This is a genomic window from Intrasporangium mesophilum (assembly GCF_054783095.1).
The window spans coordinates 298,615-317,602 of record NZ_BAAGRF010000005.1; the positions used below are offsets into that span (position 1 = coordinate 298,615).

20 protein-coding genes, 1 pseudogene and 1 riboswitch are annotated in these 18,988 nt (G+C 70.6%); of the genes and pseudogenes, 9 read left to right on the plus strand and 12 right to left on the minus strand.

The window, feature by feature from the left end; all coding sequences use genetic code 11:
* Nucleotides 1-41 precede the first annotated feature (41 nt).
* The gene (locus ACYVLP_RS07210; protein WP_460626651.1) at nucleotides 42-566 is read left to right on the plus strand and encodes a ferritin; all 525 of its coding nucleotides are present in this window, start codon (nucleotides 42-44) and stop codon (nucleotides 564-566) included.
* Between the two features lie 9 nt (nucleotides 567-575).
* Here the strand turns inward: ACYVLP_RS07210 and ACYVLP_RS07215 are convergent, their stop codons facing one another.
* The 3 genes from ACYVLP_RS07215 to ACYVLP_RS07225 all read right to left on the minus strand — a co-directional run bounded on the left by ACYVLP_RS07215 (nucleotide 576) and on the right by ACYVLP_RS07225 (nucleotide 4,394).
* A complete protein-coding gene (locus tag ACYVLP_RS07215) occupies nucleotides 576-1,904 on the minus strand; it encodes a lytic transglycosylase domain-containing protein (protein ID WP_460626652.1) in 1,329 nt (442 codons plus the stop codon).
* Between the two features lie 186 nt (nucleotides 1,905-2,090).
* Entirely contained in the window at nucleotides 2,091-3,215 is a 1,125-nt protein-coding gene (gene serC / locus ACYVLP_RS07220) for a phosphoserine transaminase (protein ID WP_460626681.1), read from the minus strand.
* Between the two features lie 291 nt (nucleotides 3,216-3,506).
* Nucleotides 3,507-4,394, minus strand: a complete 888-nt coding sequence (locus ACYVLP_RS07225) for a hypothetical protein (RefSeq protein ID WP_460626653.1) — start codon at nucleotides 4,392-4,394, stop codon at nucleotides 3,507-3,509.
* Between the two features lie 158 nt (nucleotides 4,395-4,552).
* Between ACYVLP_RS07225 and ACYVLP_RS07230 the strand changes: the two genes are divergently transcribed.
* Nucleotides 4,553-5,179, plus strand: coding sequence for a pentapeptide repeat-containing protein (locus ACYVLP_RS07230; RefSeq protein ID WP_460626654.1), 627 nt, complete (start codon nucleotides 4,553-4,555; stop codon nucleotides 5,177-5,179).
* Nucleotides 5,180-5,256: 77 nt separating this feature from the next.
* Here ACYVLP_RS07230 and ACYVLP_RS07235 read toward each other — a convergent pair whose 3' ends face one another.
* A complete protein-coding gene (locus ACYVLP_RS07235) occupies nucleotides 5,257-5,661 on the minus strand; it encodes a hypothetical protein (RefSeq protein ID WP_460626655.1) in 405 nt (134 codons plus the stop codon).
* A gap of 58 nt (nucleotides 5,662-5,719) precedes the next feature.
* Between ACYVLP_RS07235 and pdxH the strand changes: the two genes are divergently transcribed.
* Entirely contained in the window at nucleotides 5,720-6,421 is a 702-nt protein-coding gene (gene pdxH / locus ACYVLP_RS07240; protein WP_460626656.1) for a pyridoxamine 5'-phosphate oxidase, read from the plus strand.
* Nucleotides 6,422-6,604: 183 nt separating this feature from the next.
* On the opposite strand, the gene ACYVLP_RS07245 is transcribed toward pdxH, so the two are convergent.
* Nucleotides 6,605-7,810, minus strand: a complete 1,206-nt coding sequence (locus tag ACYVLP_RS07245) for a hypothetical protein (protein ID WP_460626657.1) — start codon at nucleotides 7,808-7,810, stop codon at nucleotides 6,605-6,607.
* A 67-nt stretch (nucleotides 7,811-7,877) separates the two neighbouring features.
* On the opposite strand from ACYVLP_RS07245, the gene ACYVLP_RS07250 reads away from it, so the two are divergent.
* The 4 genes from ACYVLP_RS07250 to ACYVLP_RS07265 all read left to right on the plus strand — a co-directional run bounded on the left by ACYVLP_RS07250 (nucleotide 7,878) and on the right by ACYVLP_RS07265 (nucleotide 11,852).
* The gene (locus tag ACYVLP_RS07250) at nucleotides 7,878-9,110 is read left to right on the plus strand and encodes an MFS transporter (protein ID WP_460626658.1); all 1,233 of its coding nucleotides are present in this window, start codon (nucleotides 7,878-7,880) and stop codon (nucleotides 9,108-9,110) included.
* Between the two features lie 28 nt (nucleotides 9,111-9,138).
* Complete coding sequence (locus ACYVLP_RS07255) at nucleotides 9,139-9,834, plus strand: metal-dependent transcriptional regulator (RefSeq protein WP_460626659.1); 696 nt, start codon at nucleotides 9,139-9,141, stop codon at nucleotides 9,832-9,834.
* A 297-nt stretch (nucleotides 9,835-10,131) separates the two neighbouring features.
* Nucleotides 10,132-10,293, plus strand: a riboswitch (cyclic di-AMP (ydaO/yuaA leader).
* Between the two features lie 2 nt (nucleotides 10,294-10,295).
* Entirely contained in the window at nucleotides 10,296-11,060 is a 765-nt protein-coding gene (locus tag ACYVLP_RS07260; RefSeq protein ID WP_460626660.1) for a C40 family peptidase, read from the plus strand.
* 108 nt (nucleotides 11,061-11,168) lie between these two features.
* Nucleotides 11,169-11,852 (plus strand): DsbA family oxidoreductase, encoded by a 684-nt coding sequence (locus ACYVLP_RS07265; RefSeq protein WP_460626661.1) that lies wholly within the window; start codon nucleotides 11,169-11,171, stop codon nucleotides 11,850-11,852.
* Between the two features lie 246 nt (nucleotides 11,853-12,098).
* Here ACYVLP_RS07265 and ACYVLP_RS07270 read toward each other — a convergent pair whose 3' ends face one another.
* From ACYVLP_RS07270 to ACYVLP_RS07285, 4 genes are all read right to left on the minus strand, one after another.
* Nucleotides 12,099-12,710, minus strand: coding sequence for a carboxymuconolactone decarboxylase family protein (locus ACYVLP_RS07270; RefSeq protein ID WP_460626662.1), 612 nt, complete (start codon nucleotides 12,708-12,710; stop codon nucleotides 12,099-12,101).
* Nucleotides 12,711-12,900: 190 nt separating this feature from the next.
* A complete protein-coding gene (locus ACYVLP_RS07275; protein ID WP_460626663.1) occupies nucleotides 12,901-13,482 on the minus strand; it encodes a mycothiol transferase in 582 nt (193 codons plus the stop codon).
* 71 nt (nucleotides 13,483-13,553) lie between these two features.
* A complete protein-coding gene (locus ACYVLP_RS07280; protein ID WP_460626664.1) occupies nucleotides 13,554-13,898 on the minus strand; it encodes an STAS domain-containing protein in 345 nt (114 codons plus the stop codon).
* Entirely contained in the window at nucleotides 13,895-16,126 is a 2,232-nt protein-coding gene (locus ACYVLP_RS07285) for an MASE1 domain-containing protein (RefSeq protein WP_460626665.1), read from the minus strand. Before ACYVLP_RS07285 ends, ACYVLP_RS07280 begins: the two co-directional genes overlap by 4 nt.
* Nucleotides 16,127-16,242: 116 nt before the next feature.
* Between ACYVLP_RS07285 and ACYVLP_RS07290 the strand changes: the two genes are divergently transcribed.
* Nucleotides 16,243-16,530: a DUF1905 domain-containing protein gene (locus ACYVLP_RS07290; RefSeq protein WP_460626666.1), complete on the plus strand. Its 288-nt coding sequence runs from the start codon at nucleotides 16,243-16,245 to the stop codon at nucleotides 16,528-16,530.
* Between the two features lie 37 nt (nucleotides 16,531-16,567).
* Here the strand turns inward: ACYVLP_RS07290 and ACYVLP_RS07295 are convergent, their stop codons facing one another.
* Nucleotides 16,568-17,089 carry a pyridoxamine 5'-phosphate oxidase family protein gene (locus ACYVLP_RS07295; protein ID WP_460626667.1) on the minus strand — a complete coding sequence of 174 codons (522 nt, stop codon included), beginning with the start codon at nucleotides 17,087-17,089 and terminating at the stop codon, nucleotides 16,568-16,570.
* A gap of 73 nt (nucleotides 17,090-17,162) precedes the next feature.
* On the opposite strand from ACYVLP_RS07295, the gene ACYVLP_RS07300 reads away from it, so the two are divergent.
* A complete protein-coding gene (locus ACYVLP_RS07300) occupies nucleotides 17,163-17,750 on the plus strand; it encodes a DUF6529 family protein (RefSeq protein WP_460626668.1) in 588 nt (195 codons plus the stop codon).
* Here the strand turns inward: ACYVLP_RS07300 and ACYVLP_RS07305 are convergent.
* Entirely contained in the window at nucleotides 17,741-18,607 is an 867-nt protein-coding gene (locus tag ACYVLP_RS07305) for an SDR family oxidoreductase (protein ID WP_460626669.1), read from the minus strand. The two genes, ACYVLP_RS07300 and ACYVLP_RS07305, sit on opposite strands and share 10 nt — an antisense overlap.
* Nucleotides 18,608-18,736: 129 nt before the next feature.
* Nucleotides 18,737-18,988: pseudogene (locus tag ACYVLP_RS07310) on the minus strand (hypothetical protein); the annotation flags it as partial.

The following is an 18,988-nucleotide window of genomic DNA, read 5'->3' on the forward strand; positions in this document are numbered from 1 at the left end:
GGTGACGCAGGCGCGTCGTACGAGAGCGCGGAGGAGACCCCATGGCAGCCAAGAGGTTCGTCGACCTGCTCAACGAGCAGATCGGACACGAGTACGCCGCGCACCAGCAGTACGTCGCGATCGCGGTCTACTACGACGGCCTGACGATGCCGCAGCTCGCCGGGCTGTTCTACCGCCAGGCCGTCGAGGAGCGCGACCACGCGATGATGATGGTCCGGTACCTCCTCGACACCGACTCGACGGTCGAGATCCCCGGCGTGGCCGCCCCGCGCAACGACTTCGACGACATCGTGGCTCCGGTCCGGCTGGCCCTCGCCCAGGAGAAGCGGGTCAGCGAGCAGATCAACGCCCTGACGAGCGTCGCGCGCGAGGAGCACGACTACGCGTCCGACCAGTTCATGCAGTGGTTCATCAAGGAGCAGGTCGAGGAGGTCAGCTCGATGCACGACCTGCTGGTCATCGTCGAGCGCAACCAGGGCGACGTCGAGAACATCGAGGAGTACCTCCGGCGCGAGGGTGGCTCCGAGGGTGTCGACGCTTCGGCCCCGCCGATCGCGGGAGCCTGACGAGCGGGATCAGCCGAGGGGCCGGGCGGGGCAGGCGACGACCTTTTCGTCGAGCACACACACCACCGCGGCCTTGAGGGGGTCGAGCACGCGCACCAGGTCGCTCGGGTCCCCGGGCAGCAGCGGCAGGTGGGGCAGGGCAAGCAGCCGTCGCACCTCCGCGCTGAGCGCCTGCGTCTCCGGCACGGTGGGCCGGGGAGCCGTTGGCGTCGGCAGGGGCAGCCCGGGCACCGACGGCACCCGTATGCCGCCCCCGGTCCTCGCGGTGCCAGGCGCGGTGTCAGTCGGCCGGGTGCTCGATGGCGGTGACGCCGGTCGCGACGCCGGCCGTGCCGCTGGCCGTGCCGCCGGCTTGTCGCTCGGACGCGGTTCGGGGCGGTCGCCAGAGCCGGCGGTGCCCTCGGGACCCGGCGTGCCGGCATACCCGAACCCGGACCCGTCGGGCGTGCCGGTACCGGACCCGGAGGCGGGCCGGGCGGCGGGGAGCGCGCTCATCGGAACGACGGTGACGCCGCGGCGGTAGGCGTCGGCGATGGTCAGCACGGTGCGCGCGTACTCGTCGGAGTGGTTGTAGCGCAGCACGGCGCGGTAGGCCTGGCCCGGGTCGCGCAGCTGCGCGCCCCCGGAGCACAGCAGGACTCCCGCCGCCGTCACCGAGTCGCTCAGGCTCTGCGGGTTCGCGACCCCGTCACCGTCGCCATCGCGCCCGGCGACCGTCCAGGTCGTCGGGATGAACTGCATCGGGCCGACCGCGCGGTCAAAGGCCGCGTCCCGGTCGTACCTGCCGTGGTCGGTGTCGGTGATCCTGGTCGTGCCACGGCTTCCGTCGAGGGCGATGCCGATGATCCCCGGCTGCGCGACGCCGGCCGCGTCCAGCACGTTGCCCCCGAACCGCGCGTGGTTGCTCTCGACCCGCCCGATCGCGCCCAGCAGGGCCCAGTCGACGCCGCAGCCCGGGTCGGCGGTGCCGAGCAGGTCGGCGGCGTGACGGTAGGCCGCCAGCGCCAGGGACGGTATGCCGTTCGCGTCCAGGCGCACGGGGGCGAGCGAGGCAAGGGCCTGGAGCGCGTCCCGAGCTGCAGCGGGCACGTCGACGCGGGGCCAGTCCCGGGTGTAGGTCTCGTAGATCGGCGGGAGCTGCATCGGTGCGGGTGCGGGGCCGGCCTCCGGGTATCCCCGGCCCGCCTGGGTGATGGCCTGGTCGGGGACGCTGAGCGACCCGGCAACCGGTGCGTCGGAGGTCGCCGCGAAGGCGATGCCTGCGGTGGTCAGGGCGAGGACGGGCAGGGCTGCGACGGCACGGCGCGCCGAGGCGCGCACGCGGACGATGCGGACCATGGAGACTCCTCGTGGGGCGACTTCCGCCGTCGCAGGCGGCCGTCAGGCACAACGAGGCAGCAGGAGCTAGGTCACGCGCGTCACCGATTTCTCAGCTCGAGTGGCCCCGTCGTCACAGCCCACCCCGGAACGGCTGGGCAGAACCCGTGTGACGACGGGGCCACTCGACTGGTGGCATGGCGCTCGTCAGGCCAGTGCGGACACGACGTGGTCGATGGCCTGGGTCAGCTTGCTCACGTCGTCGGGGTCGACGGCCGGGAACATCGCGACGCGCAGCTGGTTACGGCCCAGCTTGCGGTAGGGCTCGACGTCGACGATGCCGTTCGCGCGCAGCACCTTGGCGACCGCGGCGGCGTCGATCGAGTCGTCGAAGTCGATCGTGCCGACGACCTGCGAGCGAGCGGCCAGGTCGGCGACATACGGCGTCGTGTAGGCCGTCTGCTCGGCCCAGGTGTAGAGCCGCGTGCTGGAGTCCTTGGTGCGTGCCGTGGCCCAGTCGAGGCCGCCGTTGCCGAGGATCCACCTCAGCTGCGCGTTGAGCAGCGCCAGTGTCGAGATGGCCGGCGTGTTGTACGTCTGGTTCTTCAGCGAGTTGTCGATCGCGGTCGGCAGGCTGAAGAAGTCAGGCACCCAGCGGCCGGTCGCGGCGATCTCCTCGACGCGAGCGAGCGCGGCGGGGGAGAAGGCGGCGAGCCAGAGCCCGCCGTCGGACGCGAAGCACTTCTGCGGGGCGAAGTAGTAGACGTCGGCTTCGGTGATGTCCACCGGGATGCCGCCGGCTCCGGACGTTGCGTCGACGAGCACCAGCGCGTCGCCGTCGGCGCCCTCGACCCGCTTGACCGGGGCCATGACACCGGTCGAGGTCTCGTTGTGCGGCCAGGCGTAGACGTCGACGCCGGCCTCCGCCCGCGGCGTGGCGAGCGTGCCCGGCTCTGCCTTGATGATGGTCGGCTCGCCGAGGAACGGCGCGGCCTTCGTGACGTTGCCGAACTTGCTCGAGAACTCGCCAAACGCGAGGTGCTGGGCGCGGTCGCGGACGAGCCCGAACGCGGCGATGTCCCAGAAGGCCGTCGAGCCGCCGTTGCCGAGGATGATCTCGTAGTCGGACGGGAGGCTGAAGAGGTCGCGCAGGCCGCTGCGCACCTCGCCGACGAGATTCTTGACAGGGGCCTGGCGGTGCGAGGTGCCCAGGACCGTGCGTCCCAGCGAGCTGAGGTAGTCGACCTGCTCGGGTCGGACCTTCGAGGGTCCGGAGCCGAACCGGCCGTCGGCCGGCAGCAGGTCAGCGGGGATGGTGATGGGCGTCGACACGGTGGCGGTCGGGACTTCGGTCACGGGTTTCACCTTGGGGAATGCGGCCACGTTACGAGGATGTGGCAGGCGTGTTGATGGCGGATGACGCCGTTGTCACCGTGCCCATTGAACCTCAGGTGCCCACCCCTTGGACACCGCTGCTCGATGTGTGGACAACCACATCTCGTCGGTCATCTCATCGGAGTCACGCGGGCCCGGACTCGTCGAGCGCCCAGCCGCGAGCGTCGGCAAGACCTGGGTGCGTCGCTTCGAGGAGTCGCATCCGGGTGATCCCGTCGCGTCCCGAGCTCACGCCGCAGCGGCGACGGTCACCGTCTCACGGACCCGGCGATCGATCAGGGCGAGATCGTCGACCTCTGCCCACACGAACCGCTCGAAGAACCAGCCCTGGCGGCGTATAGAGTCCTCGCGCCGCTTCTCGCTGAACAGCACGTCGACGCCGCGGTCCCCCCGGTACTTGACCTTGCCGTCGAACTCGACAAGCACCCGCGTGCCCTTGATCCGGAAGTCGGCAAACCTCGGGCCGTGTTCCGTGACCACCTCGAACTGAGGCTCGATGTCCCATCCGAGCTGGCGGAGCCGGTATCCGAGGATCGTCTCGCCGGGCGTCTCGGTGCGTGCGTCTGCGTGACGAAGGCACGCCCGCACCGGCGAGACTCCACGATGGCGGGCGAGGAGCTCGAGGGCAGCGTCGAGCTCTGCCCGGTCGACCTTGCCCTCGTGAAGGGCCGCGTCGGCGGCGACAAGGGCGGTCAGCGGTTGGCCCGTCAGGCCGGCCTGCACGATCGCGACAGCAGCGGGGACACGATCGGCGACCGGCAGCCCAGGGAGGGCGCGGTGGATCACGACCGGTCTCCGACGGCGCGATGATCCCGGGATCGTCCTCGTGAGATGGATCGTGCGAAGGTCTGCATAGAGCACGGGCAGGCTGTGCCACAACAGAGCGGACTGGTTGCTCACCATGGCCCTGCCGTCGAAGTGCAGGTACGCCGCTCGAGCGGCCAGTCGGTTCCAGTCCACGTCGTCGACAGGCGGGCGGACGGCATACCAACCCCGGAAGAGGGGATGGGCGCGTCCCGCAGCGACTGCCCGGGCGATGGCGTCGGAGTCGAGACCGTGCTCGCGCGCCCAAGCGGCGGAGAAGACCTCCCGCCTGGCGATGTGGCTCAGATCCATGTGGCCATCGTCGCGGCATCGGCTCGCCGTCCGCGTTGAGCTGCGCGGCGCCTGTGGACGGACCGCAGGGTTGCGTCGGCAAGACCTGGGTGCGTCGATTCGAGGAGTCGCATCCGGGTGATCCCGTCGCGTCGGGGGCTGCTGACAGACTCTTACGTATGCCGTCCGCTGCCGACCAGACCGCGTTCACCGAGCCGTTGTACGTCTCGAGCCTCCAGCACCACGACTCGATCCGCTTCGAGGAGACCGACTTCGCCGGGGCACATGCCGAGAACGCGACGTTCCTCGAGTGCTCGCTGGTCGGCTGCCGGCTGGACGACACGCACCTGGAGGGGTCGCGCTGGTCCGAGTGCGAGTGGGAGCGCGTCCAGGGGGTCGGGGTGGCGCTGTCCGACGCCAGCCTCGTCGAGACGACCCTCGACGGCTGTCGCCTGGCCGCCGTGTCCGCCTGGGCCTCGACCTGGCGCGACGTCACCGTCCGCGGCGGGAAGGTGGACTTCCTCAACCTGCGCGGCGCCAGCCTCAAGGACGTGGCCTTCGTCGACTGCGTCGTGGTCGAGCTCGACCTCACCGAGGCCACGGTCGCCGGGCTGACCTTCGAGGGCTGCACCCTCGTCGAGCCGACCTTCGGCCGAGGGAAGTATGCCGGTCTGGACCTGTCGGGGGCCACGCTGCGGGCGCCGCGTGGCCTGGCCGGGCTCAAGGGCGCGACCCTGAGCCGGCCGCAGGTCATCGACCTCGCCGACGCTCTCGCAGCCGAGCTCGGGATAGCGATCGCGGACTGACTGCTCGAGCCCCCCATTCGAGGTATCTGCGCGTCGCATGGCGCGCGCTGATACATCGACCCGGGGGGCTCGCGAGGTCAGTTGATCTGGTTCGGCTTGGCGCGCCGCAGCGCGGCGGTCGCGGCATCCTTGGCGCGGTCCCGCGCCTTGAGCTTGTCCTCGGGACGGATCCGCTTGGTCAGGTCGGCCCGCTCGATGAGAACGCTGAGCGGCATATCCGTGGGTGGGTAGACGGTGACGGTCTCGTCGCCGCTGAAGACGACCCACAGCGCCTCGTCGCCCTTGTAGACCTTGAGGATGCTGCCGTCGGCCAGCGACTTCGCGTGCGCCATCGCCTGGCGCCGGGCGCGCTCGCTCGAGACGGCCTTGTTGACGGCTTCCTTCGCCGGCCCGTGCAGCGCCTGGGTGGCGATCCAGATCTGGGGGCCGTACTTGACGCCGAGCTTGACGACCGTCACTGCGGCCTTGCCCTTGCCTGCCATCCGTCGAACTCCTTAAGGCCCGCGTCCGCCCGGGCTGCCTCCACCCTAGTCTGAACGCATGGACGGAACGGCTCCCGGAAGGCCTCTGCTGCCCCGACACGACTACGCGGGCGACGGCCTGGCGGAGTCGGAGGTCGCCGCGTCTCCGTACCTTCAGGCGAGGGCCTGGGTCGACACCGCGATCGCCGAGGCCGCCCAGCGCGACGACGTGGCCGAGCCGACGGCGTTGTCGGTGGCCACGGCCGATGCGACCGGCGCGCCGAACGTCCGCACCGTGCTCATGCGCTTCTTCGACGAGCGCGGGCCGGGGTTCGTCACGAACCTGGAGTCGAGCAAGAGCCTGGAGCTCCGAGCCAACCCGCGCATCGCCGCGGCGCTGACCTGGCCGGCGCTCTACCGCGCGATCCGCTTCCGCGGCGCCGCTGTGCCGGTCGGGCGCGACGAGGTCGAGGCGTACTTCGCCACTCGGCCCTATGGCGCCCGCCTGTCCGCGTGGGCGTCGGACCAGTCGCGGCCGGCGGCGGACCGGGCCGAGCTCGAGCGCAAGTGGGCCGAGGCGATGGCGCGGTTCCCGGACACGGGCTCCGCCGACGACGTGCCTGTGCCGGACTTCTGGGGCGGCTGGCGGGTCGTCTGCGACGAGGTCGAGTTCTGGGCCGGGCGCGCCAACCGGCTGCACGACCGGATCGTGTTCCGCCGGAAGGGCGACGGGGACCTGGCCGACGCCGCCGCCTGGACGCGATCGCGCCTGCAGCCCTGACCCCCAGACCCGGCGCGAGCGCTGCGTTCGCTGGCCACAGGGTGCGGGCAAGGGAACAGGGCAGCCCGTTCTAGACCGGACTGCCCTGCCTCATCCTTGGGTGAGGGTGGTGGACGCGACTAGCGCGTGGCCACCTCACACGTCCCGGAAGAAATCACTTCTCGGACCACCTCCCTTCTTGGCTCAGTCCCTCGACCGTACGTCGAGTCCGAACGGGGCGGCAAGGCCTTTTCCGTCGCCGCCGCTCGCAGCCGCGTCGCCCAGCCGGTAGCCACCCACGAGCAAGGCGAGCAGCACCGGGAACTCCAGGTACGTGCTGTAGCTCGCCAGGGCGGCATACAGCGTGCGTCCCTGGGTGTAGTCGACGACGAAGATCACGGCGAAGAGGGCGGCGACGATGAAACCGACCGCCCACAGCCGAGCTCCCGTGAGCCACGGCACCCGCGCCTCGAAGGCCGCCGACGCGTCCTGCGCATAGCGCGGCATGAAGGCGACCCAGACGACGTACTGCATCGTCTGCAGGAAGGCGAAGACCGTGACGAGTCGCAGGCCCACGAGCGTGCCCACCTCGCCCGGCGGCGCAGTTGCCGCAACCACGTGGGCGCCGTCGCCGACGAGGCTGCGCACGATGCCGGGGTCGGCCGACAGCCAGCCGTCGAACGCGCCGAGCAGGATCACCAGAGGCACCCCGATGGCCCACAGGACCTGCGCCGCCCGGAACAGGCGGCGCCTGGTCACCGAACGGATGCGGGTGGTCCACTCCCAGAGGAAGACGAGGGGCACGAGGCCGTGCAGCTGGGCAAGGACGACGACGTGGTATGCCGGCCAGGCCAGTGACGCCACGGCCGCCGGGACGAGCGCCACCCAGACCGCTACCTTGCGACCGCCCGAGAGCCCACGCTGGGCGCCGACCGCGAGGACCGCGTAACCGAGCGCGATCTCGGCGAGCTCGGCAGGCCGGCCGAGGACCGGGACGAGCAGGCGGCAGATGACTACGCACGTCACGAGGGCCGCGAGCAGCTCGAGGAAGGACCGGCTGAGGATGCTGGAGAACCGCCCGGTGAGGTAGCGGATCTCGAGGAAGCTGTGCAGGACGCCGAAGAGGACCAACCCGATGACCACGGTGGCGATCGGCGCACCGAGGGAGACCAGCAGCGCCGCGGCCGCCGCGCCCAGCATGAGCAGGGCCAGGGTCCGTGGGCGGTCGGTACCATCGACGGAGCCGTCCTCGTGGTCTGGTCCGAGGGTCTCCTGACCACCCATCGGCGCCGCTCCGGCGCGCAGCCGAGCGGTGACCCCCGCGAGCAGCCGGAAGGTGGTCGCGGGGGCATCTGCCGCCACCGCCACCTCCACCGCCCGCGGTCTGCTCGCCCGCTGGATCCAGGTCACGTGCCTATGGTTTCGTCGGCTGGTCGGGGCAGCCACCGCAGAAACCCAATCGTTAGGGTCCTGTGGCGTGACCGAGATTCGGGGAGGCACGGGCGCCGGCGACCGACGCCAGAGCCTGCGCGCGGTCGCACTCTCGGCGTACGGGCCGACCCTGCTCGGATCCATCGGAGCCGGCGCGGTCGCACCGATCATCGCCGTGTCGGCGCGCGGGTTGGGGGCCTCGGTCGGACTCGCGGCCCTGCTCGTCGCGGCCCTGGGAGTGGGACAGCTGGTCGGCGACCTCCCGTCCGGGGCCCTCGCGGCCCGCATCGGCGAGCGCCGGGCCCTGCTGGTCGCGGCAGTGGTCGAGGCGGTCGGCATGCTCGTCGCGGCGCTGGCCGGGGGACTGGCGATGCTGTTCGCCGGCGTGCTCATCATCGGCCTGGCCGGGTCCCTCTTCGGCCTCGCCCGGCAGGCCTACCTCACCGAAGCGGTCCCGGTCGCGATGCGAGCCCGTGCGCTGTCGACTCTCGGCGGCGTGAGCCGGATCGGCTCGTTCCTCGGCCCGTTCGCCGGGTCGTTCGTCGTGGCGCGGTGGGGGATCGAGGCGGCATACGTCGTGGGTGGTTGTGCGAGCATCGCGGCGTTCGTCCTCGTGCTCGTGGCGCCCGACATCACGTCGGGGTCCCACCTGCTGCCCGTGGGGCACGTGCACCGCTCGGTCATGTCGGTCCTGCTCGAACACCGGCACGTCCTGCTCACGCTCGGGACCGGCGCCATGGCGGTGGCCGGGGCCCGCGCGATCCGGGAGGCCGTCGTGCCGCTGTGGGCCGAGTCGGTCGGGTTGTCGCCCGCGCAGACGTCACTCGTCTTCGGCGTCGCCGGGGCTATCGACATGGCGCTGTTCTACCCGTCCGGATGGCTCATGGACCGCTTCGGCCGAGTGGCCGCCGCCGTGCCGAGCATGATCGTGCTCGGGGTCGGCATGCTCCTGCTGCCGCTCGCGACGACGCTGGTGGCGGTGACGGCGGTCGCCACCGTCCTCGGCATCGGCAACGGGCTCGGGGCGGGCCTCATCATGACCCTCGGAGCCGACGCGTCGCCGGTGCACGCCCGGTCCCAGTTCCTCGGCGGCTGGCGGCTCTTCGCCGACCTGGGAAGGGCGGCGGGGCCGCTGACGTTGTCAGCACTGACCGCCATCATGTCCCTCGGCGCTTCGTCGGTCGTCCTCGGCCTCGGAGCGTTCGTCGGGGCAGGGTGGCTGCGTGTGTGGGTCCCTCGGCACGACCCGACCCGGAGCCCCGTTGCGGGTGCTCCCTGACGCCTGACGATTCTGAGAAGGTATGACCGTGACGGACCTGATCGACACCACCGAGATGTATCTCCGGACGATCTACGAGCTCGAGGAGGAGGGCATCGTGCCGCTCCGGGCCCGGATCGCTGAGCGCCTCGGCCACTCCGGCCCCACGGTCTCGCAGACCGTGGCCCGGATGGAGCGTGACGGCCTCGTGGCCGTGTCGGGAGACCGCCACCTGGAGCTGTCCGACCACGGCCGGCTGCTCGCGACGCGAGTCATGCGCAAGCACCGGTTGGCCGAGCGGCTGCTCGTGGACGTCATCGGGCTCGAGTGGGAGTACGCCCACGACGAGGCCTGTCGGTGGGAGCACGTCATGTCCGAGAAGGTCGAGCGCAAGATCCTCGGCCTCATCGGCGAGGGCCTGGAGTCGCCCTACGGCAACCCGATCCCCGGCCTCGAGGAGCTCGGCCTGCAGCAGGACGAGGACTTCCTCACGGGCCTCACCGCCCTGACGCTGGTGGTCACGGACCGGCCGGCGATCGTGACGATCCGCCGCATCGGCGAGCCGGTGCAGGTCGACCCCGAGGCGCTCGCGCTGCTGACCAGCGCCGGGGTGGTGCCGGGCGCTCGGGTCGAGGTGGTCCGTGACGGAGGCCGCGTCGTGGCTGTCCGCGAAGGCAGCGCGGCCGAGACGGCCGTGTCGCTCCCGGAGGATGTCGCGGTCCACGTCTACTGCCAGGCCGCCTGAGCGAGAAAGGTTCCTCGGGAGCCTCTCGCGGCGCCCTCGGGGGCCGTATGCCGGGTCGTCCGGGGGTGCTCTCACGGGTCCTCGGTCCGTGGCGGCGTCGTCACGTTATGTCCGGATCACAGCGGGTGAATTGTGGCGTTGTGGGCTAGATCGTCCGCATCAGTTCGTAAATCTTTTGACTTTCGTGAGCCACAGGGTGACAAGCCCTCCGGACTTGGGTACGGTGGGCGTCGCTTGCTCTCCCCGTCGGGCAAGTGTCTTGGGTCGAATCGCCTAGTCCTGCCATCGATCCGGGGCTCAGCACGAAACCGCATGGCAGGAGCGGGGGACCCACCTACCCGGGCGTCGTGAGACGTCCTTGGGGTGAAGCCCTCCAACGGACCAACCGGTCCGAGCGAAGGCCGGGCAGTACCTCCAGCCCGAACCCGACAGCTCACCTCGCAGGCGTCGAGAGGTCAAACGTGGCTCAGAACGTTCCCGGTCGCCACCGCGCACCCGGTCGATTCAACGCGATCTCCGAGCTCAAGATGATCGCCAAGGAGTCTGCTCAGCCAGCCGTGAAGGGTGCCGCGATCGTGGCGGCCTCGGGTGGCCTCGTCGCAACGTTCGCGAACCCCGCGAACGCAGCCGACGGTGCGAGCAGCGTCGTCGCAGCGCCCTCGGCCGTCGGTCCTCAGACCGGCACGCTGACGGCGTCGAATGCCTTGTCCTCCATCGGTTTTGCCAAGGTCAGCGTCAAGCCGGCCAACGTGAGGCCCGTCGTCATCGAGGACATCCAGGTCAAGCAGGCCCGCGCTGACGAGAAGGCCGCCAAGGTCGCCGCCGAGCGCCGCACCGAAGCTGCTCGTGCGAGCCGCTCGACGGCCCGCACCGCCCTGTCCAACCCGACGCAGAGCGCTTCCGGCATCGTCGGGATCGCGCAGTCGCTCTTCGGCATCCCCTACGTCTACGGCGGATCGAGCCCCTCGGGCTTCGACTGCTCCGGCTTCACGTCGTACGTCTACCGCCAGGCCGGCATCTCGATCCCCCGCACCGCCTCGCAGCAGCAGGCCGCCGCCACCCGGGTGAGCAACCCGCAGCCGGGCGACCTCGTCTTCTTCGGCTACCCGGCATACCACGTGGGCATCTACGTGAGCCCGGGCCGCATGATCGACGCGCAGCACTCCGGCACCACGATCGGCAACCACTCCATCTGGACGACCCCGTCCGGGTACGGCCGATTCTGATCTCCCCCTCCACATGCGCTCACGCCCTCACCGGGAACGGTGGGGGCGCAGTGCTTTTCGGGCCGGCGCGGTCCGGCGGCTCCCCGACGGCCATGGTTGACTGATCTGATGACCGACCAGCCTGCAGCCGAGTCCACGACACTCGTCGAGCTGGAGTTCTGGGCAGACCTCGTGTGCCCGTGGTCGTGGATCGCCAAGCGCCGCGTCGAGCACGCGATCGCCGCGTTCGAGCGCCCGCACGACGTCACGGTGCGGCTGCGCTCGTTCGAGCTCGACCCCGACCTGCCGGTGGGCGGCTCGGTGCCGGTGGCCGACCACCTCGGCGCCAAGCACGGCGGCGACGCGGATGCCGGGCGGCTGATGAACTCGCACGCGAGCGAGGTGGCGGTGGCCGACGACATCGTCTTCGACTGGGACCGGGCGGTCCGGGCCAACACCTTCGACGCGCACCGGCTGTGTGCACTCGCGGCCGAGCTGGGAGGTCCACACCTTCGCTCCGCCGCGACCGAGCGGTTCTTCGCGGCGCACTTCCGCGAGGGGCTGCCCATCGACGACCACGAGGTGCTGCAGCGCCTCGGCGCCGAGTGCGGGCTCGACGAGCGGCGGGTTGCAGCGGTCCTGGCATCGGACGAGTACGCCGACGACGTGCGCACCGACGAGGAGGTCGCGCGGTCGATGGGCGTCACGGCGACACCGTTCGTCCTGGCCAACGGGTATGCCCCGCTGTCGGGTGCGCGGGCCACGGACGACTACCTCGCCCTCCTGCGAGGCGTCGCGACCCAGACGATCTAGCCGGCATTACATAGGCTCGCTTCGCTCGCCGTGTTCGGCGCGCCTTGACGTCACGCCTTCCCTCCTCGACTGGCTCGCTGGCGCTCGCTTCGCTCGTCGGTCCAGGCGTGACGCGCGCCGAACCATTACATGGGCTCGCTCCGCTCGCCGTGTCCCGCGCGCCTTGACGTCACGCCTTCCCTCCTCGACTGGCTCGCTGGCGCTCGCTTCGCTCGTCGGTCCAGGCGTGACGCGCGCCGAACCACCTCAGGACAGCGTGTCGGCGGCCGGACGTCCGAAGGTGACGCCGTCGTTGACGGGCGCGGAGGCGGCGTCGCGCAGCTGCCGGTCGGGCTGCGGCCCGAGGGCGTCGTTGACCATGGAGAAGGCCCGGCGGAGCGCGACGAAGAGGGTGATCGCGAAGATCTGCTGGTCGTCGAACCCGGCTTCGCGCAGCGGCTCGAGGTCGGCGGCGGTCGTGTCGTTCGCGTCGCGGGCGACGGTCCTAGCCCATACGGCAAGGGCGCGGTCGGCTGGGTCGAGGGGCTCGTCCTCGTGGCGCAGCACGGCGCCGGCGACGTCCTCTCCGGCGGCCGTGGCCAGGCGGTTGCCCCACGCGAGTGAGCAGTAGGAGTCGCCGACCGTCGAGGCCATCGCGGCGATGAGGACGCCGCGCTGTCGGAACGTCAGGCCGCCGAGCTCGACCGCGTCGGCCACCAGGCCGAACAGCTTGTCGTGCGCGGTCGGCGAATGGGCCCAGACCCGAGTGAGGTTCATGACGTAGCCGTGGTCGGTCACGTCGCTGTCGTAGGACGCCTGGATCTCTGGCGTGATCTCGGGCTCGGTGAGGAAGCCGTGGGCGATCGGGTCCTGTGCCATGTGCTCGCTCCGTCGGTATGCCGCTGTGGCCGCCTCATCGTCCCACGCCCGCCTCACAACACACCGGGTAGCCGCAAACCTGTGACGGTTATAGCCGTCGTCGTTTGCGACTGCCCGGTGTGGTGCGGCGTGTGTGCCGCGTGGTCCGGCGTGTTGTGGTGTGTTGTGGTGTGGGAGGGCTGGGTGCCGGTCAGGCGTGGAACCGGAAGTGGCCTGACTGGGGGCGCCAGTCGGGGTCCGGGTCCTCGCCGACCCGGCCGTCGACGGCCTCGCGGATGAGATCTGCGTGGCCGGTGTGCCGGCCGTACTCCTCGATCAGATCGAGGACGAGTCGGCGCAGGTTTGCGTGTCCCCGGTCATCGGAGGCGTGGACGACGTGGTCGGGCCCGCCGTCGGCGAGGGCCGCGGCCATCCGCGCGCGAGCCCGGTCGACCGCTCCGTCGTAGAGCAGGTAGAGCTGCTGCGGGGTGTCGTCGGCGGCCGAATCGAACTCCCAGTCGTTCGACCCGTCCCAGCCGAAGGCGTCCCACGGCGCTCCGAGCGGCTCGCCCGCCAGCTTGTGCGTGGTGGCGTAGTCCTCCATCGCGGCGAGGTGCTTGAGCAGTCCACCGAGTGTGAGCGTCGACGTGGCGAGGGTCGTGTTGAGGCCGGCCGAGTCGAGCCCGTCGGCCTTGAAGCGGAAGGTGGTCCGGAGCCGGTCCAGCGAGCCGATGAGCTGCTCGGCCTCGCTGGCTGCGACGGGCGGTTCCCACGGGATCCCGGTAGTGGTCATGACGCCACGCTAGGACGTGTTCCGGACGGTCGGCGGCCTGAACCCCGCGGATCCGGCGCTTGATTTGGCGGTCAGTCGTCGGTCGAGGTGACGATCGAGTCCTGGATCGGGATGGCGTGGTCGACCTTGGTCAGCTCGAGGACCGCGCGGATCGGGGCCCTCGGCGGCACGACGAGGCGCAGGTCCTGCCGGCGCAGGCGCAGCCGGTCGGCCAGCCGGAAGATCATCTCGATCCCGGTGCTGTCGAGGTAGGTGGTGCCGCTGAGGTCCAGGACGACCAGGGGTGTGTCGTCGGGGATGGCTCGGGTGACGGCATCCATGACGTCGGTGGCGTTCGACAGGTCGATCTCGCCGATGATCTGGACGAGGCGGGCGCCGACGACGTCGCGTGCCTCGACCCGGGCAAGGTCGTTCATGTGCCTTCTCCGATCTGGACGCGGCGCCGCATCCTCACCTCCGTGCCTTCGGGGGCCTGCTTCACCTCGACGGAGTCCATCAGGGCGCGCATCAGCTGCAGGCCCCACCCTCCGCCTCGCCCGGCCGCCGGGCGCCAGCGGCCGGTGTCGCGCACGACCAGCTCGAGCGACTCGCCGTCGAGGCTGGCCGACACGTCCATGTCGCCGGGCTTGGGGCCGTAGGCGTGCTGGACGACGTTCGAGCACGCCTCGCTGCAGGCCACCAGGACGTCGTTCACGTCGGATCCGGCGATGTCGAGCTCACGAAGCCAGCGTCGCAAGGCGACGCGCATGTGAGCGAGCATCCGCGCCTCAGCGGGGAGATTGATGTGCAACGGACCGCCGACAGACGACTGCGGCCGCATCGCAACGAGGGCGACATCGTCGGCGACGTGGTGCTGGTCGAGGAGGGTCGAGAGCAGCCGGTCGCAGAGCGCGTCGAGGTCCGTCGAGTCCTGCACATCCACGTCCTGCGGGGCTGCGGTGGGTTCGACCTCGCTGCGTAGGCGCGCCAGTCCGGCCCAGATGGATTTTCCGCGGCGCTCGACGAGGCCATCGGTGTACAGCAGCACCGTCGCGCCTGGGGGCAGGTCGTAGGTGGCCTCCAGATAGCTGGGGTCAGCCGTGACCCCGATCGGCGGGCCGAGGGCTCGTCTGAGGAAGGTGCTGCGCTTCTCGTCGAAGACGAGGGCAGGGGGGTGGCCGGCATTGGTGTAACGGAGCTGACGGGTGGTCGGGTCGTAGAGGAGGTAGAGCAGCGTCGCCATCTCGGGCATCGGCAGCTGGCTCGCGAGCTGGTGCACGCCGCTCATGACCGACGCCGGCGCCGGGTCCTGGTGCGCGTAGGCACGCAGCGCCATCCGGAGCTGACCCATCGTTGCGGCCGCAGCCAGACCGTGGCCGGCGACGTCACCGATCGCGAGGCCGATGAGACCGCCGGGCAGCTGCACGATGTCGTACCAGTCACCCCCGACCTGCACGTCTGCCGAGGCTGGGACGTACCTGGCCGCGAGGGCGACACCCGGCATACGGGGGATCCGCTCGGGAAGCAGGCTGCGCTGGAGGGTCTCGGCGATCTGGTGCTCGCGCTGCGCGCGGGCCTCCTCCTGGCTCAGCTGATGCTGCGCCTCGGACCGCTCCTTGATCTCACGCAGGAGGAGCTCGTTGAGCGCCGACAGCTCGGCGGTGCGCTCGGTGACGCGCTGCTCCAGCTCGGCTGCTGCCACGGCGAGGTCTGCCGCGGTTCGCATGCGCTGGCTGACCAGGGCAGCGAAGAGGAAGGAGGTCAGGGCCACGCAGGCGTTGAACGCCTGGAGCGTGAACATCTCCTCCAGGAGAGTTCGCCCCGCGAACGGCCCGTTCTTGTGGGCGGCCGCCCAGGTCGCGACGAGCGAGGCGATGAGGGCGGCGGGGGCCGCGCCGCGCAGCTGGAGCCGCCACGAGGCCCAGCCGACGACGGGCAGGACGAGGAAGAGAATCGTCAGGTGCGACGTCGCCGCCCACAGGCTCGCGGCTGTCGTGATGACCAGGATGGCTCCGGCCTCGAACCAGGTCGACATAGTCCACCGCTGCTCCTCCCGGAACAGCGGGATCGACAGCAGGAACGGCGCGACGACGAGGACGCCCATCGCGTCGCCGGTCCACCACACGGCGAAGGCGCTCGGCAGCTCGGAGGTGGCGATCCCGCCGGACACAGCCAGCGTGGCCGCCCCGACGGAGGCACTGACGAGCATGCTGACGAGGGCTCCGAGGAACACGATCGCCAGGGCGTCGCGCAGCGTGTCGAGCTGCCGCCGGAAGCCGACGCGGTGCAGCAGCAGCACCGCGACCAGCGGGGCGGCGGTGTTGCCGCCGGCGGTGACGAGCGCCGCGAGGACACCCGTGCTGATCGGAAGGTTGATCGCAAAGGCAGCGACAGCGACCGCGGGCCAGAGCGACCGACCGAAGATGAGGAAGGCCGCGACGGCGACGCCAGTAGGTGGCCACAGCGGCGTCACGTTGCGGTCGACGAGCGAGAGGTTGAGACCCAGCCTGGCACCGAGGTAGTACGCAGCCGCGACCAGAACGAGGAGCCGCAGGTATGCCGCCGGGGCTCGCCTCGTGGGGGCGCCGGGGCTGCCCGGTGGCGGGGCGAACAAGTCTGAGCGCAGGCGAGGCCGACCCGAGGTGTCCGACGTGCCGGCGTTCATCGCACCGGGCGAGCGCGCCTCGCACCACGCAGCATGGTCACAGCGTAGGTAATGCAGGTGTCGCCAGCCGAGGAATCGGGCGAGACGTGGCGTGGCGCGGTCCCTATTCTGAGCCGATGGACTTCGAGTTCGACGGAGACGTCTTCTTCTGGAAGGGGCCGTCACCGTTTCATTTCGTCGCGGTGCCTGATGCCGAGTCGGAACAGATCGAGGACCTCAAGGCTCTGGTGACCTACGGGTGGGGCGTCATCCCTGTGACGGCACGCATCGGGTCGACGGAGTTCACGACGTCGCTCTTTCCCAAGGATGGGAGGTTCCTCGTGCCGGTGAAGGATGCCGTGCGGCGAGCCGAGCGACTCGAGCTCGACGACTCGGTCACGGTGTACCTGAGGATCGACGTCTGACCAGCGTGACTTTTTTGGGCCCCTGTGCCCCTGGGCCTCAGCGCTGGAAGCGCCATCGTGTCGCGCCATATGGCTCGGTGGTCGCGACCCCGACGACCTGGTGGAAGGTGAACCGGAAGAGGTGCCACGGTGCGGGCCCGGCGCTCGGTGCGCTGAACGGCGCGGTCAGGGCGTCCGCCTCGACCTGGGCCGGCCATCCGCCCTCGCGGAAGCATGCCGCGACCCGCTCGAGGGTCTCCGGGTCGTCGACGCGTGCGGCCAAGCCGTCGAGCACCAGGTCGATCCCGGGGAGGCGGACCGAGATCGTGCACTCGGCGCGCTCCGCGATGTCGCGGGCCTTGCGGGCGGACAGGTTGCTCGTGAAGTACAGGTCGCCGTCCAGCCACTGGGCGCCGATGCCTGCCGCGTGCGGCGTGCCGTCACGCCGTGACGTGCCGAGGAAGTAGGTGAAGTCGGGGGAGGCGAGCCCCGACATCGCCTCCCTGGCGCGGTCCCAGTCCAGCGGCGGGTCGCCGTAGCGGTCCAGGTTCGTGGTCTCGGAAGGGGGCATATCGGTCATGCCTGACCAGAGTAGTCCGGCGACCACTTCCGAAACGGCTCCGAGCGGAACCGGCCCGGAGGATCCTGGACCCATGGCGGACACGGATGCGCCCAGGAGCGTGGCTGTCCCACTGACGGCGTTTGCGGTCGGGGCGGTCGTCGCCCTGCTGCTCGGGGTCTTCGGGAAGGTGCACAACCCGAAGCTCGACGGCGCCATCACGCTGGGATTCGGCAGCGTCATCGACATGAAGGTCGTGCTCACCAGCGTGATCGGGGTGCTCGTGCTGCTGCAGCTCCTCGGCGCTCTGCTCATGTACGGCAAGCTGGGGATCACGGCGCCCGGGTGGGTCGGCCCGACGCATCGCGTCCTCGGGACCATCACCGTGGTCCTGGCGATCCTCGTGGCCTACGACTGCCTGTGGGCCCTCGGTCTGGAGACGGGTTCGTTCCACAACGGCACGCCGGTTCCCCTGCGGACCATGGTCCACGGGGTGCTCGGCTGTGCGGTCTTCGGGGCGGTCGTCGTCAAAGTGGTGGCGGTGCGGTCGCGGCGAGCCCCGGGGTGGTTCCTCCCGGTCGCGGGTGGGCTGTTGTTCTCGCTGCTCGTCGTGGTCGTCCTGACGTCGGCGGTCTGGTACATCAGCACGAAGGGCTGGCCGGGCATCGGCGGCTACGGGTGAGCTGCCGTGAGCTGGGTGCTGACGTCCCAGAGCCGGCGCGCGAGGTCACGGTCGTAGCTGGCCTTGGAGGACCGCTTCGGCCGGCGGTTGACGAAGTAGAGTCCGCTGATGCCTTGGACCTCGGGTGAGCTGGCCAGGTAGATCGGGGTCTCGGCTCCCTGCTCGGGCGACTTGAGGAACCGGGTGCCGAGGGGCTGAAGGTACTTCATGACGACACCCGAGTCCTCACGTCCGTAGCCGCTGGCCACGACGCCTGGGTGCAGGGCGTTCGCGGTGACGCCGGTGCCTTCGAGGTGGCGAGCGAGCTCGTAGGTGAACAGGACGTTGGCGAGCTTGCTCTGGTTGTAGACCCGCTGACCCCTGTAGGACCGCTCGCTCTGCAGGTCGTCGAAGTTGATCCGGCCGAGGGCCTGGGCGGCCGACGCAACATTCACGACTCGCGAGGGGGCACTCGCGACGAGCAGGTCGCGCAGCTCGTCGGTGAGCAGGAACGGCGCGAGGTGGTTCAGCGCGAAGGTGTGCTCCAGACCGTCGGCGGTGACGTGCCGGTGGGCCCAGTAGCCGCCGACGTTGTTCACCAGGACGTCGAGTCGGGGGTATGCCGCTCGCACCTTGGCCGCCAGGGCGCGGACTTCCGACTGGGCTGAGAGGTCGGCCTCGAAGGTGTCCACCTGAGCGGATGGCGCTGTGCGAGAGATGGATTCGACGGCATCACTCAGCCGTGTCGACGACCTTCCGACGATCCCGACCCGCGCGCCGAGCGCGGCGAGCCCGGTTGCGGTGGCGAGGCCGATCCCACCGGTCGCGCCGGTGACGAGAACTGTGCAGCCGTGCAGGTCGGCGCTGCCGGTGTCCATGACGACGACGTTGTCAGACGGGCAGGATCGGGACAAGAGCCAGACCGGCTTCGAGTCGATGAGATCGGTTCTGGATGGCTTGGTATGGCGTGTGACGCCCAGGAACGGCGTGGAACGGCGGTGGAACGGCTAGAACGGCGGCGGTTCGTCGCGAGCTCGACTGTGATGCGGGCGCTGGCTGCCTGGGCGCCCGCCCGGCGGCCTTGATGACTGCTCGACCGCAGGGTCGCGCGCCGGATCTCCACTCGCGTCGCTCGGGTCGGGATCGGCCGATGAGTGCGTCGCCCGATGATGCTCCAGCCAGTCTTTGGGGTGGGTGGTGTAGGTGCGTCCGGCGGCGGTGGTCCAGGTGAGGGTGCCGATGTCGGGGTCGCGATCGGT